Annotated in this window: 17 protein-coding genes; 9 read left to right on the top strand and 8 right to left on the bottom strand. The window is 68.2% G+C overall.

Going from position 1 to position 13663, the window contains the following annotated elements; all coding sequences use genetic code 11:
* Window positions 1-202 precede the first annotated feature (202 nt).
* Complete coding sequence (locus C0R46_RS01640) at window positions 203-469, top strand: hypothetical protein (RefSeq protein WP_157944520.1); 267 nt, start codon at window positions 203-205, stop codon at window positions 467-469.
* A gap of 4 nt (window positions 470-473) precedes the next feature.
* On the opposite strand, the gene C0R46_RS01635 is transcribed toward C0R46_RS01640, so the two are convergent.
* Complete coding sequence (locus C0R46_RS01635) at window positions 474-1085, bottom strand: LysE/ArgO family amino acid transporter (protein ID WP_102957836.1); 612 nt, start codon at window positions 1083-1085, stop codon at window positions 474-476.
* 58 nt (window positions 1086-1143) lie between these two features.
* The gene (locus C0R46_RS01630) at window positions 1144-1884 is read right to left on the bottom strand and encodes an SOS response-associated peptidase (RefSeq protein WP_102957835.1); all 741 of its coding nucleotides are present in this window, start codon (window positions 1882-1884) and stop codon (window positions 1144-1146) included.
* 69 nt (window positions 1885-1953) lie between these two features.
* On the opposite strand from C0R46_RS01630, the gene C0R46_RS01625 reads away from it, so the two are divergent.
* The 4 genes from C0R46_RS01625 (at window position 1954) to C0R46_RS01610 (ending at window position 4396) form a co-directional block, all read left to right on the top strand.
* A complete protein-coding gene (locus C0R46_RS01625; RefSeq protein ID WP_102957834.1) occupies window positions 1954-2385 on the top strand; it encodes an NUDIX hydrolase in 432 nt (143 codons plus the stop codon).
* A 114-nt stretch (window positions 2386-2499) separates the two neighbouring features.
* On the top strand, window positions 2500-2946 hold the full coding sequence (locus tag C0R46_RS01620) for a TIGR02301 family protein (RefSeq protein ID WP_245413422.1): 447 nt from the start codon (window positions 2500-2502) through the stop codon (window positions 2944-2946).
* A 105-nt stretch (window positions 2947-3051) separates the two neighbouring features.
* The gene (locus tag C0R46_RS01615; RefSeq protein ID WP_102957833.1) at window positions 3052-3312 is read left to right on the top strand and encodes a hypothetical protein; all 261 of its coding nucleotides are present in this window, start codon (window positions 3052-3054) and stop codon (window positions 3310-3312) included.
* A gap of 55 nt (window positions 3313-3367) precedes the next feature.
* Window positions 3368-4396: a hypothetical protein gene (locus C0R46_RS01610; RefSeq protein ID WP_102957832.1), complete on the top strand. Its 1029-nt coding sequence runs from the start codon at window positions 3368-3370 to the stop codon at window positions 4394-4396.
* Between the two features lie 27 nt (window positions 4397-4423).
* On the opposite strand, the gene C0R46_RS01605 is transcribed toward C0R46_RS01610, so the two are convergent.
* On the bottom strand, window positions 4424-4954 hold the full coding sequence (locus tag C0R46_RS01605; protein ID WP_102957831.1) for a cupin domain-containing protein: 531 nt from the start codon (window positions 4952-4954) through the stop codon (window positions 4424-4426).
* A gap of 58 nt (window positions 4955-5012) precedes the next feature.
* Entirely contained in the window at window positions 5013-6347 is a 1335-nt protein-coding gene (locus C0R46_RS01600; protein ID WP_102957830.1) for a dihydroorotase, read from the bottom strand.
* A 92-nt stretch (window positions 6348-6439) separates the two neighbouring features.
* Here C0R46_RS01600 and ygfZ point away from each other — a divergent pair, with 92 nt between their 5' ends.
* From ygfZ to C0R46_RS01580, 4 genes are read left to right on the top strand one after another with little or no spacing between them, the layout of a single operon-like run.
* Window positions 6440-7300, top strand: coding sequence for a CAF17-like 4Fe-4S cluster assembly/insertion protein YgfZ (gene ygfZ / locus C0R46_RS01595; RefSeq protein WP_102957829.1), 861 nt, complete (start codon window positions 6440-6442; stop codon window positions 7298-7300).
* Window positions 7297-7932 carry an HD domain-containing protein gene (locus C0R46_RS01590; RefSeq protein WP_102957828.1) on the top strand — a complete coding sequence of 212 codons (636 nt, stop codon included), beginning with the start codon at window positions 7297-7299 and terminating at the stop codon, window positions 7930-7932. Before ygfZ ends, C0R46_RS01590 begins: the two co-directional genes overlap by 4 nt.
* 8 nt (window positions 7933-7940) lie before the next feature.
* On the top strand, window positions 7941-8456 hold the full coding sequence (locus C0R46_RS01585; protein WP_102957827.1) for a tyrosine phosphatase family protein: 516 nt from the start codon (window positions 7941-7943) through the stop codon (window positions 8454-8456).
* 29 nt (window positions 8457-8485) lie between these two features.
* Entirely contained in the window at window positions 8486-9445 is a 960-nt protein-coding gene (locus C0R46_RS01580; RefSeq protein ID WP_245413373.1) for an NUDIX hydrolase, read from the top strand.
* Between the two features lie 27 nt (window positions 9446-9472).
* On the opposite strand, the gene nadC is transcribed toward C0R46_RS01580, so the two are convergent.
* The 4 genes from nadC to C0R46_RS01560 all read right to left on the bottom strand — a co-directional run bounded on the left by nadC (window position 9473) and on the right by C0R46_RS01560 (window position 13489).
* Window positions 9473-10342 carry a carboxylating nicotinate-nucleotide diphosphorylase gene (gene nadC, locus C0R46_RS01575; RefSeq protein ID WP_102957826.1) on the bottom strand — a complete coding sequence of 290 codons (870 nt, stop codon included), beginning with the start codon at window positions 10340-10342 and terminating at the stop codon, window positions 9473-9475.
* Window positions 10339-11940 (bottom strand): L-aspartate oxidase, encoded by a 1602-nt coding sequence (locus C0R46_RS01570; RefSeq protein ID WP_102957825.1) that lies wholly within the window; start codon window positions 11938-11940, stop codon window positions 10339-10341. Before C0R46_RS01570 ends, nadC begins: the two co-directional genes overlap by 4 nt.
* 21 nt (window positions 11941-11961) lie before the next feature.
* A complete protein-coding gene (gene nadA / locus C0R46_RS01565; RefSeq protein WP_425349856.1) occupies window positions 11962-13080 on the bottom strand; it encodes a quinolinate synthase NadA in 1119 nt (372 codons plus the stop codon).
* Window positions 13081-13276: 196 nt separating this feature from the next.
* Entirely contained in the window at window positions 13277-13489 is a 213-nt protein-coding gene (locus C0R46_RS01560) for a DUF4287 domain-containing protein (protein WP_102957823.1), read from the bottom strand.
* Window positions 13490-13663: the final 174 nt, after the last annotated feature.

The following is a 13663-nucleotide window of genomic DNA, read 5'->3' as shown; positions in this document are numbered from 1 at the left end:
GACGGCGCGGCGCAGCAGCGGCTTACCGCATCATGACCGGCGGCAAAACCGCCCGTCTTTCATTTGCAGCGCCGAAGAGCAGCGACGGACTGCCGGCTTTGCCTCGCAGCCGCAGCATCCGCGGGAATGGCCTTCTCATCTTCGACCGCCATGCTGTTGTCATATCGCCACTCTGACGGAACATGACAGGATTACAAACTTCGTGTCGGGCAAAGACTTAGGAGCCGCCCCTAAAGTGACTCAATCGAGCGGCGTAACGGATCTCGTAGTCAAGCGGCGAGCAGAGGCCATGAACACCAACAGCATGCAATTCCGATCGAAGAACGAGCGTGAGACCGAGGTCAAGCTCGAGCGCAACTATGGCGAGATCGGTATCGCCGCGATCGCGGCGGCAAGCTCAGCCTGCCGCACGGAAAAGCTCAAGGCGCGTCAGGCCAATGACGACGCGCGGCTGGTTCACGCCGACTGAACGGCTAGTCTAGACTCAGCAAGAGGCTGGCAGCGAGCACCGTCATGGTGACCGCGATAAGCGCATCGAGGATGCGCCATGCCAGCGGACTGGCAAAGAGCGGCGCCAGCCAGCGGGCGCCGTAGCCAAGGCCGAAGAACCACATGAAGGATGCGGTGGCCGCGCCGACGGCGTAAGCGCCCCGCTCCGCCTGATCCGTGTATCGGGCCGACAGGCTGCCGAGCAGAACCACCGTGTCCAGGTAGACGTGCGGGTTGAGGAAGGTCAGCGCCAGCGCTGTCGCGACCGTCGCCGTCAGCGGCGTCTGCCGGCTTTCCCGCGTTGCCATGGCGCTTGGCGCAAATGCCCGTCGCGCTGCCATGATCGCATAGGCGAACAGGAAGAACGCCCCGGCGATCGTGACCCAGCGGATGAGGCCCGGATGGGCGGAGATCATCCGGCCAAGGCCGCCGACGCCGGCAGCGATCAGCAGCGCGTCCGACACGGCGCAGATCAGCACCAGCGGCAGCACATGCGTGCGGGCCAGCCCCTTCTCCAGCACGAAGGCATTCTGGGCGCCGATGGCAACGATCAGGCTGAGCCCGAGCGCAAAGCCGCGCAAATACGCATCGCTCACGTTTATGCCCCTAGCTGCGGAGGATCACGAGGCGGCATCGTTCAACGTGTCCGCGGCATCAGAACAGGTCGAGCTGCGACGGTGCCGGGGCGGTATTGGCCGCCTGCGGCGCCAGCGGCACCGGATCCTGCAGATCCGGGCTGACATTGGCGACGCTGTTGACCTTGTCGGAGATCGGGATCGCCTCGAAGAAGTCCTCTGGTGCGCTCGCCATCAGGTCGGCCACCTCAGCGGGTGCGTATCCCCGGCAGTCGAGCCAGCGCTGATAGGCGCCCTGCGGCACCACCACCGGCATGCGCTGATGGATCGGCAGGAGCGTCTCGTTGGCGGCCGTGGTGAGGATTGCCGCGGTGTCGATCTCGCTGCCGTCGGCGGCGAGATAGGTCTCCATCAGGCCGGCAAAGCAGAACGGCTCCCGCGATCTCGGCCGCAGCAGGAAGGGCTGGCGACGCTTGCCCTGCACCTGCCATTCATAAAAGCCGTCTGCGGGAACGAGGCAGCGGCGATAGCGCATGGCACCGCGGAAGGCCGCCTTTTCGGCAGCGGTCTCCGAACGGGCATTGAACAGGAGCGGCAGCTCGCGCGGATCCTTTGCCCAGGCCGGGATGAGGCCCCAGCGCGCCAGCAGGGCACGGCGACCCGATTCGTTGCCGCCGTGCCGCTCGCCATCGGCCATCGCGACGAGGATCGGCTGCGTCGGAGCGATGTTGTAGCGCGGCGGAAAGGCGCCGATCTCGGCAAGCGATAGAAGCTCGCCGATCTTCGACGCCGGGCTTATCAGAGTGAAACGACCGCACATGCGCCCGTTGGAGCGGCGCTTGGCAAGACTGTCAAGCGCCGGCGCCGGCGCGGCAACGAGGACCGCAGCATGACGAAGCCCTCCATCATCCTCGGCGTCTCGACGTGCCTCTTCCGTGGCGGGGCGATTCTCCTGGTGGAGCGGGCAAAGCCCCCTTTCGCCGGTCTCCTCAGCCTGCCGGGCGGTCGCGTCGAATTCGGCGAAAGGCTGTCCGAGGCGGCGGCACGGGAAGTGCGCGAGGAGACCGGGCTGACGGTCGGCGACCTCAGCTTCCTCCAGATGCATGAGGCGATCGACGCGGGGGCCGGCGTCCACGCCGTCATCGCCGTGCATGTTTTGCGCAGCAGCATCGGTGATGCTGCAATTCCGGCCGCAGGTGACGACGCGGCCCGGGTCCTCTTCGTGCCGTTGACCGACCTGCCGGCACTGGAGGCAGAGGGACGTCTCACCGACGGCTTGGCTGATATCGCGGCCGCCGGCCTTGCGGCATACCAGCGCTGATCAGGACGCCGAGCAGCGCCGGATTGTTGCGGTACAGACGCACCCCTTGATGCAATGCGATCGCCAGTGCCGGCACAGCTTGCAAATCCGTTAACGGAACGCGAAAGCTTGAACATGTCCTCTCGCCTGATCCGTGCTGCCGTGTTGCCGCCGCTGCTTGTCGCCGCGGTCTACACCAGCCTTGCGTCGGCGAGCGCGCGGGCGCAGGAGCCGACTGAGCCCGCACCGGCAGCGGTGCAGGCGCCCGTGCAGCCATCGAACGCGCCGTTCATGAAGCCGCTCGGCCGGCTGTCGTCGATCCTCGGATCCGTGCATTTCCTGCGGCGCCTCTGCGGCGACACGAATGCCGAGACCTACCGGACAAAGATGGGCGAGCTCCTGGCGGCACAGCCCTTCAACGAGGTCGACAAGCGTCGCCTCATCGCCAGCTTCAACGATGGTTACCGTGCCTTCGAATCGACCTACCGGCGCTGCACGCCGGCCGCCCGCGTTGCCGTCGACCGTTACCTTTCGGAAGGCGCGACGCTGTCACGCGAGATCAGCGCAAGATACGGGAATTAACCTCGTCTTAACGCTCCGCACAAAGCGCCGGACAGCGCCGAAGCGGATCGTGCTAGGGACCTTAACAGGACGTGAAGCCGCAAGGCTCGATTTGAGGAAATCGGGATGATCGATATGCAGAACGCCGACCTCGAAGAGATGATCGCTGCCGAAAAGAAGCAGGTCGCTTTCGAGTATCACAACGAGGCTTGGGCGGACGGCATCTCCGACGGCATCGAAGCCGAGATCCTTGCCGAGACCGCCATCTCCACGGCCTTGACCGAGCTCGTGCGCCTGCACGGCGAGGATGAGGTCCTGACCATGCTGGACGCGCTGCGTCAGCGCATCGAATTCGGCGAGTTCCGCCTCGACCGGAACCTGCAGTAGCTTTCTGCGGCCGCCTTCGGGGGGAGACGCCGCACCCGACATAAAAGGATTAGCCATGGTCTCGCGCCGGTGGCCGCACGCGACGGCGCTCGTTGCACTGATCAGCCTCACGGCCGCCGTAGCACAGCCGGCCGCCGGGTTCTCGCGCTTCGAGAACAGCAATGGCGCGGCTCCGCCGGCCCGCGACGGCATCCTGTCGGTGCCGCTGCCTCCACTGCCGGGGCAGGAAAGCGACAGCGTCGACGAGGCGCCGGATGCCGGTGGTGCCAAGTCGCCGGACGAGCGCAGCCAGTCCGGCAATGCACCGGCGACGACCGGCCAAGGCGCTCCCGCAGCGCCGGCACCGGGCTCGCCGGCCACTGGCACGACGCCGACCGGCCAGGCTGCACCCGCGACAGACGCAACTCCGTCCACAGCACAGCCTCTTGCGCCCGCCCCATCAGGCTCGAACGGCGCTGGCACCCCGGCCGTACCGGCTGCTGGCGCACCGGCAGGCGCCGAGGAGAGCGCCACACCGCCAACCGGCGCGGAGACGCCGGACGTCCCCGACGACTCGACCACCGACGAGGGCGAGGACGGCTCGCCGAACGAGGAGGACGCGGCGGCTGCGGCAGCGCCCGTCGACATCCGTTATGCGGACGACGGTCTGCCCGAGGCGGTCAAGACGCTGCGCGCCAAGCTGATCGAGATCGCCAAGTCCGGCGACATCGAGAAGCTGCGCCCGTTCATCGAGCCCGGTCAGGACGGCACCGTCCTCTCATTCGGCGACTCGGTCGAGGATCCCATCACCTTCCTGAAATCGGCGTCCGGGGACGGCGAAGGCGTCGAGATCCTCGCGATCCTGCTCGAAATCCTGCAGGCCGGGCACGTCCAGAACGATCCCGGCAGTGACGAGGAGATCTTCGTCTGGCCGTATTTCACGCGCGTGGCGATGACCAAGCTGACCAAGCCGCAGATGGTCGAGCTGTTCGAGCTGGTGACCGCCGGCGACTACGAAGAGATGAAGACCTTCGGCGCCTACAACTTCTATCGGGTCGGCATCTCGCCCGACGGCAAGCTGCAGTTCTTCGTCGCCGGCGACTGATCGCTCGCTAGGGCTTCCCGGCCTGGCTCAGCCCTCGCTGCCGTCACTCTTCTCCTCGCCGGCCCCCGGCTCGTCGGTCCAGTATGGGACGCCGGGCGTATGGCGATGCATGAGCTCGAACCCGTCGGGCATCGTCCGCCGCGGACTCGACGACACCAGGATCTTGCCGGAATCCGGATATTGGCAAATGTCGGCGACGCCGACGGAGGACACGGCGAGATAGCGCAGTGGCGCAGTTCCCGTGTTGATGAGGTTGTGCGCGGTTTCCGGTCCTCCGGCCGGTGCACCCAGGATGTCGCCAGCCTTCACGGCATGGCGTTCGTTGCCGTAGCGATACGTCCCCTCGCCCTCCAGGATGATGAACAGCTCGTCCTCGACATGGTGGTTGTGGAACGGACAGGCAGACTTGCCGGGCGGCACCTCCACGTAGCGGATCCCGAGGTCCGTCAGCCCCAGCCGCTTGGCGAAGGAGCTGTCGCGCGCCTCGTAGAGCGTGCCCTGCCGCCAGTGATCGAGATCGAGGGATGCCGGATCGACGACGGGGTTGATGTCAGGCATGGCGTCCTCCTTTGCAGCCGCGGAACCCTTCGCTGCGGCTGCAAGGAGATTGGTCCGATCAGACCGTCGGCAAGGCTGCGACGAATTTCGCGGGCTCGCCGACGGACGCCTCGACGATCTCGCCTTCCCACATGACCTTGCGGCCGCGCACGATGGTCCCCGCCGGCCAGCCGATGACGGTGACACCGTCATAGGGCGTCCACTGCGAACGCGAGCCGATCCAGCCATTCTCGATGGTGCGGCTGCGCTTCAGGTCGACGACCGTGAGGTCGGCATCGTAGCCGACCGCGATGCGGCCCTTGCCGGCGAGGCCGAAGATGCGCTGCGGGCCGGCCGAGGTGAGGTCGACGAAGCGCTGCAGCGACAGCCGCCCCTTGGCGACATGGTCGAGCATGATGGGCACCAGGGTCTGCACGCCGGTCATGCCCGACGGTGACTGCGGATAGGGCTTGGCCTTCTCCTCCAGCGTATGCGGCGCATGGTCGGAGCCGAGGACGTCGACGATGCCCTGGCCGATGCCCTGCCAGATGCCCTCGCGGTGACGCGCGTCGCGCACCGGCGGGTTCATCTGCAGGAGCGTCCCGAGGCGGGCATAATCATCCGCGCTCATCGTCAGATGGTGTGGTGTCGCCTCGCAGGTGGCGTTGCGCTTGTGAGCGGCAAGGAAGGCGATCTCCTCGGCCGTCGAGATGTGGAGGACGTGGATCTGCGCGCCCGTCGCCTCGGCAATGGCGACCAGGCGCTCCGTGCATTGCAGCGCGGCGACCTCGTCGCGCCAGACCGGGTGCGAGGACGGATCGTTCTCGGCCCTGAAGCCGAGGCGCTCGCGCAGCCGGAACTCGTCCTCGGAATGGAAGGCCGCGCGCCGCCGGGTGCGCTTCAGGATCTCCCGTACGCCCTCGTCGTCCTCGACCAGCAGCGAACCGGTGGAGGAGCCCATGAAGACCTTGATGCCGGCCGCGCCCGGCAGCCGCTCCAGTTCCGCGACATCGGCGGCATTCTCACGCGTGCCGCCGACCCAGAAGGCGAAGTCGCAGTGCATCCGGTGCCGGCCGCGCGCGACCTTGTCGGCGAGCGCCGCCTCGCTCGTCGTCAGCGGGCTGGTATTCGGCATCTCGAAGACGCAGGTGACGCCGCCGAGGACGGCGGCGCGCGATCCGGTCTCCAGATCCTCCTTGTGCTCGGCACCCGGTTCGCGGAAATGCACCTGGCTGTCGATGACGCCCGGCAGGATGTGGAGGCCGCTGCAGTCGACGACCTCGCCGGCGCTCGCCGCATCGATCGTGCCGATGCCAGCGATGACGCCGTCGCGGATGCCGACGTCGCGGGCACCAATGCCGTCCTGATTGACGACGATGCCGTTCTTGAGAACGCGGTCGTAGGTCGTCGGCATGGGATGTCCTTGCTTGTCGCTGCGGGGGTGGCAGCTTAGGTACTGGTTTACGCGCGGGTCTAACAAAGGATCTCGCGCGAAGCGAGATTGCCATGCCCTTTGCCCCCCTGACCGACCGCGCCACGATCGCCCTCCGCGGCGAGGCAGCGGAAGGCTTTCTGCAGAACCTCGTCACCAGTGACGTTTCGCGCCTCCAAACAGGCGAAGCACGCCCTTCGGCGCTGCTGACACCGCAGGGCAAGATTCTGTTCGACTTCCTGCTCAGCCGCATCGACGACGGCGTCCGGGTCGACTGCGCCGCCGGCGCGCGCGGCGATCTCATCAAGCGTCTGACGCTGTACCGGCTGCGCACCAAGATCGCGATCGAGCCCGAGGACGTCGGCGTCGTCGCCATCTTCGACGAGGAGACCGCGCCGCAAGGCGCTTTGCGCGACATGCGCTTCGCCGACCAGCCCGTCTACCGCCTCTACGGTATGCCGCCGGCGGGGATGACCGAGGCTGAGCCAACCGCCTTCGTGCGGCTGCGCGTCCAGACCGGTGTCGCCGAGGCAGAACGCGACTTTCCGGCCTCAGACGTCTTCCCGCACGACGTGCTGCTCGACCAGAATGGCGGCGTCTCCTTCGCCAAGGGCTGCTATGTCGGCCAGGAGGTGGTGTCGCGCATGCAGCATCGCGGTACGGCGCGACGTCGCCTGATGCTGATCGAGGCGGAGCGGCATCTGACGCCCGGCGCCAATATCGAGGCTGGATCGAAGGTGATCGGCACGGTGCTGACGGCGTCCGGCACGGAGGGCATCGGACTCGTCCGGATCGACCGAGTCGCGGATGCGCTTGCCGGAGACGCGACGCTGAGTGCCGACGGCGTGCCGCTCACCGTCACGGTGCCGCCCTGGGCGGGCTATACGCTGCCCATGCCCGGCGATGCCGAGGCCGCTCCGGCGGAGGGCGCATGAGCCGGCTGCGCCAGCGCCCGGTGCGGGCCTGGCAGCGCATGCTGTCCGGCCGTCGGCTCGACCTGCTCGATCCTTCGCCGCTCGATATCGAGATCGAGGACATCGCGCATGGCCTGGCGCGGGTTGCCCGGTGGAACGGCCAGACGCGCGGCGACCACGCCTTCAGCGTCGCCCAGCACAGCCTGGTGGTGGAGGCGATCGTCGCAAACGTGGAGCCCGATCCGCGCTGGCGGCTGGCGGCTCTGCTGCATGACGGCCCGGAATACGTGATCGGCGACATGATCTCGCCGTTCAAGGGCGTGATGGGCGGCGACTACAAGGCGGTGGAGAAGCGCTTGCAGACGGCGATCCATCTGCGCTTCGGCCTTCCGGCCGAACTGCCCGCGGCGGTGGAGAAGCTGATCAAGAGCGCCGACCGTCTCTCGGCCTTCCACGAGGCGACGCTGCTGGCCGGCTTCTCCAAGGCGGAGGCGGTGACCTATTTCGGCGCGCCGACGGATGCCGCGGTCGACCTCGGCGCCTTCGTTCCGGTGCCGCCGACGGTGGTCGGACCCGACTACCTCGCACGCTTCGCCGAGCTCGACCAGCTGCTGCATGGCAGCCAGCCGCGCCCGCAGCGCGCCGTATCCTGAGAACACCGATGTCCTACCTCGTCGTCTGCCCCCTCTCCGCCCTCCCCGCCACCGTCGCCGAGCATGGCGCCCTCGACCTCGTGACGCTGATCAATGCCGAGACGCCGGTGGCGCGGCCGGAGACGATCGAGGCGACGCGGCATCTCTTCCTCGGCTTCAACGACATTGCCGAGCCGGTGGAAGGCCTCACGCCGCCCGGCGAGGATCATCTCGACCAGTTGCTCGACTTTGGCCGGCGCTGGGACCGGCGGAAGCCGCTGGCGATCCACTGCTGGGCCGGCATCAGCCGCTCGACGGCGGCCGCCTATATCCTGGCCATCGCGATCAACCCCGCGCTCGACGAGATGGAGCTGGCGGACGAGTTGCGCCGCCGCGCGCCGTCGGCGACACCCAATCCGCGGCTTGTCGCGCTCGCCGATGCGCGGCTGGAGCGGGGCGGCCGCATGGTGCAGGCGATCCGTTCGATTGGTCGCGGCGCAGACGCCTTTGCCGGCACGCCCTTCGTGCTGCCGCTCGAGCTGTGAGCATCAAGGGGCCCGCGCCTTCAGGTTCCTTGGCGCCACGCACCGTCGAGGTCGGGCTGAACGCGGCCATCGTTGCCGTCGCAGATGGTACGCCGCTCGTTCTCGTGACGCCGGCGGAGGATGGCGTTGCCGACGGCGCCGAGGGCCTGCCCTTCGGCGCCTTCGATCCGCTGCTCCACCGCACCTTCGAAAGCGGCCTGCGCTCGCTTGTGGGCGAGCAGACCAGCCACGCCCTTGGGTATGTCGAGCAGCTCTACACCTTCGGCGACCGCGGCCGGCTCGCAGCGCCGGGCGATGAAGAGGCGCATATCGTCTCGGTCGGATATCTGGCGCTGACACGCATCGAAGACAGCGACGGCGAGCCGCGCGAAACCACAGACGCCGCCTGGCAGTCCTTCTACCGCTACTTCCCCTGGGAAGACTGGCGCGCGGGCAAGCCGGAGATGATCGACGCAACCATCCTTCCGAAGCTCGGCGATTGGGCCGCCGGCACCGGATCGTCGGCAGCACGGACCGAACGACTGCGGCTTGCCTTCGGTGCCAGCGGCCTGCCCTGGGACGAGGAGCGGGTGCTGGAGCGCTACGAGCTGCTCTACGAGGCCGGGCTGATCGAGGAGGCGGTGCGCGACGGCCGGCTGCCCGCCGTCCGTTCGGAGCTGCCGCTCGGCCGCTCGATGCAGTTCGACCACCGCCGCATCCTCGCGACGGCGATCGCCCGGCTGCGTTCGAAGCTGAAATATCGCCCGGTGATCTTCGAGCTGATGCCGGCGACCTTCACCTTGAGCGAGCTGCAGCGCGTGGTGGAGGCGATCGCCGGGCGGCATCTCCACACCCAGAACTTCCGCCGCTTCGTCGAGAACACCGCCCTTGTGGAGGCGACCGGCGGCAGCAGCGCCCGAACCGGCGGGCGTCCGGCGGCGCTGTTCCGCTTCCGCAAGGAGGTGTTGAGCGAGCGCCCGTCGCCGGGCATCCGGATTGGCCGCGCCTGAGCTGCGGGCCGCTGCTGTCGCCGAGCGTCAGCCGATGCGGATGTCGAGGCCGAGGTCGAGCGTCGGGGCCGCCATGGTGATCTTCGACGTCGAGATGTAGTCGACGCCGGTCTCCGCGATCCAGGCAATCGTATCGAGGCGGACGTTGCCGGAGGCCTCGACCTTCGCCCGGCCCGCGACGGCTGCGACGCCGCGCTCGAGCTGCTCGAGATTCATATTGTCGAGCAGCACGGCATCCGGCCGCTCCGCCAGCGCCTCGTCCAGCTGCTCCAGCGTATCGACCTCGACCTCCACCGCGACGAGGTGGCCGGCATAGGCGCGGGCGGCGCGGACCGCCTTGGCGACACCGCCGGCGACGGCAATGTGATTGTCCTTGATCAGGATGGCATCGTCGAGCCCGAAGCGGTGATTGGCGCCGCCGCCGCAGCGTACGGCGTATTTCGCCAGAGCCCGGAGGCCCGGCACCGTCTTACGCGTGCAGGTGACCCGCGCCCTGGTATGGACGATGCGCTCGGCGTAGCGGGCGGTCTCCGTGGCGATGCCGGACAGATGCATCAGGTAGTTCAGCGCGACGCGCTCGGCCGACAGGATCGCCGCCGCGGGGCCCTCGATCTCGGCGATGACGGCGCCGGCGGTGAGCTGCGCTCCATCCTCGATGAGCGGACGCACCAGGACGCGGTCATCCATCTGGCGGAAGGCCGACAGCGCCAGCGGCAGGCCGCAGAGAATGCCGGGGTCCCGTGCGGCGAGGACGGCGCGCGCCGTCGCACCGGCCGGAATGGTCGCATAGGTCGTGACGTCGCCGGCGCGGCCGAGATCTTCGATGAGAGCAGCGCGCACCGCCTCCTCGACCAGCGGGCGCGGCAGCTGCGGCAGAAAGGGCTGAAGCGTGCTCATGCCGCCTCCTGCCCCGCGACGGCGCCGGCCGCAGCCTCCGCTTCGGTCAGCGTGATGGTGGTGCGATGCTGCCAGGCGTCGACGGGATCGGGGAAGTCGGACCGGTAGTGGCCGCCGCGGCTCTCCTCGCGCTTCAGGGCGGCGACCGCGATCAGCTGCGCGGCGGCGAGCTGGTTGCGGAAGGCGAGCGACCTGTTGCGCCGCGTCATCGTCTCGATCTCGCGCACGGCATGGGCGAGCCCATCCGCATTACGCACGACGCCGACATCGTGGCTCATCAGCGCCCGCAGCTTGCGCATGGCGGCGCTATCCGGCGCCGCATCCTCGACGGCGCCCGCCTCCTCGACCGGCACGGCCGCGCCCCCGGCCTTATCGGGGAAGCGGCCGGCGAGATCTTCGGCAATGCGGGCGGCGAAGACCACAGCTTCCAGCAGCGAGTTCGATGCGAGGCGATTGGCGCCGTGGACGCCGGTCGAGGCAACCTCGCCACAGGCCCAGAGCCCCGCCAGCGAGGTGCGGCCCTTCGCGTCGGTGAGGACGCCGCCCATGTGATAGTGCACCGCCGGCACGACCGGGATCGGGTGGGTCACGGGATCGATGCCGGCCTCGACGCAATAGCCGTAAACGGTCGGAAAGCGCTCCGGGAACGCAGCGCCGATCGCGATCCGCGTATCGAGGAAGGCGCCACGGCCGGCCACCACCTCCGCGAAGATGCCGCGGGCGACGATGTCGCGCGGCGCCAGCTCGCCGTCGGGATGGATGTCCAGCATGAAGCGGTGACCGGCGCGATTGACGAGGATCGAGCCGTCGCCGCGCAGCGCCTCAGTGGCGAGTGGCGCCGGATCGCGGCCAACATCGATCGCCGTCGGGTGGAACTGGACGAATTCCGGATCTGCGATCACCGCGCCGGCGCGGGCAGCCATGCCGAGCCCGCCGCCCCGCGCCTCTGCCGGGTTGGTGGTGACGGCATAGAGATGGCCGATGCCGCCGGAGGCCAGCACGACGGCCTTGGCCGGCACGAAGAGCTGGCGTGCCGCCCGCCCAGCCTCGGCGCGGATGCGCACGCCCGAGACTGCGCCGTCGGCGGTGACGATCTCCTCGGCGACGGCATTCTCGACGACATGGATCGACGGGGTGCGGCGGACGACGGCGATCAGCGCCTCCATGATCGCCTTGCCGGCCATGTCGCCGCGCACGCGCACGATGCGCCGCTCCGAATGCGCGGCCTCACGGGAGAGCTGCAGATGGCCTTCGAGGTCCCGGTCGAACGGCACGCCGAAGGACAAGAGGTCGTGGATGCGGGCCGGCGCCTCGGAGACGACGCCGCGCGTGATCTCCTCGTCGACGATACCGGCCCCGGCGGCGAGCGTATCGGCGAGATGCTTCTCGAAGGTGTCGCCCTCGGCCATGGCGGCGGCGATGCCGCCCTGCGCCCAGGCCGAGGAGGCCCCGTGGCCGATCGGCGCTGCGGCGAGCACGGTCACCGGCCGCGGGCTGAGCTTCAGCGCGCAGAAGAGGCCGGCGAGACCCCCGCCGATGATGACGATGTCATCGCTCGACGCCGCCGCAGCGGCGCCTCCGCGAGGCTCCTTGGCCATGGCTGCCCTCTCCGCTGCCGGTCAGTTGCGCAGGTTGATCATCCGCTCGACCGCCTCGCGCGCTCTTGCGGCGAGCGCGGGGTCGACGGTGACCTCCTCACGCATGGTCAGCAGGCTGTCGAGGATCTTCGGCAGCGTGATGCGCTTCATGTGCGGGCAGAGATTGCAGGGCTTGATGAACTGCACGCCCGGCGCTTCGGCCTCGATGTTGGATGCCATCGAGCATTCCGTGACGAGGAGCACCTTGGCGCCGGGCTTGCGGCCCACGGCGTAGTCGATCATGCCTTTGGTCGAGCCGGTGTAGTCGGCGATGGCGACCACCTCCGGCGGGCATTCCGGATGGGCGATGATCTGGATCTCGGGGTCGGCGTCGCGATAGGCCTGAAGCTCGGCCGCCGTGAAGCGCTCATGCACCTCGCAATGGCCCTTCCAGGTCAGCACCTTGACCTTGGTCTGCTTGGCGACGTTCTGGGCGAGATACTCGTCCGGGATCATCAGCACGGTGTCGACGCCGAGGCTCTCGACGATCTGCACCGCGTTGGACGAGGTGCAGCAGATGTCCGACTCCGCCTTCACCTCGGCCGAGGTGTTGACATAAGTGACGATCGGCACGCCCGGATAGCGCTGGCGCAGCAGGCGCACATCCGCGCCGGTAATCGATTCGGCGAGCGAGCAGCCGGCCTTGGCGTCTGGGATCAGCACGGTCTTGTCGGGGTTCAGGAGCTTGGACGTCTCCGCCATGAAGTGCACGCCGCACTGGACGATGACCTCGGCATCGACCTTCGTCGCCTCGCGGGCGAGCTGCAGCGAGTCGCCGACGATGTCGGCAACGCAGTGGAAGATCTCCGGCGTCTGGTAGTTGTGCGCCAGGATCACGGCGTTGCGCTCGCGCTTCAGCCGGTTGATGGCCGCGATATAGGGCGCGTAGACCGGCCACTCGATGCGCGGGATGTGGCGCGAGACGCGCTCGTAGAGATGATCGGTCTCTCGCGCCACGGCTTCGTCATAGACAAGCGTTGGCGACGGCAGGATGCCGTAGCGCTCGCAAGCGGTCGGTACCGGGCGGGGGGCGACATCGCCCGTGACGGCCCGGGTGCCGGCCGGATTGGAGATCGGCAGCGCGGCGGCTGTGGCGGACACTTCACTCATCTTCACCCTCCCTCCCCATACTTATGCTCAAAATGAGCAAAACAGGGGCCGAAGAAATGCGGACCATCCGTCCGCTCGTCCGCACAGATATGCCGATGCGTTGCCTGGCGCAAGTCGGTAGCCGTCATCACATTGTCATATGAGAGGCGGCTCCGCCTGGGCGCGTACGCTGGTCTAACGAATCCGGCTAGCCTTTGTCGGCCGCCAGCGTGTGCGCCACCACCGCGTTCGCGTGGCCGTGCCCCATGCCATGCTCGTTCTTCAGCATGGCCACCAGTTCCATGTGCTTGGCTGGGAGATGCCGGCGTACCAGCGCCTGCCACTCGGCGATAGGCTTGCCGTACGTCTTCTCGATCGAGGGGAAATAGGACGCCGGCCCCTTGAGCGGTTCGTCAGCCACAGCGATGCCTCCTCCAGGTCGTGCGCAGTGGAGCGATCTTCGCCATGCGGGGACAAACCTGCAGGGTCGTGCGACTCGCATGCAGCGCAACCACTCTCGTTCAACCGAGATTCAGCGACGTCATCGCGGCCGGGCTGCCGCGCCGCCCAAGCAGACCGTCCGCGGTGCACCGTC

The organism is Mangrovicella endophytica, from assembly GCF_002893625.1.
In the GTDB taxonomy this organism is placed as follows: domain Bacteria; phylum Pseudomonadota; class Alphaproteobacteria; order Rhizobiales; family Rhizobiaceae; genus Mangrovicella; species Mangrovicella endophytica.
This window is presented reverse-complemented; position numbering and strand designations above follow the sequence as displayed.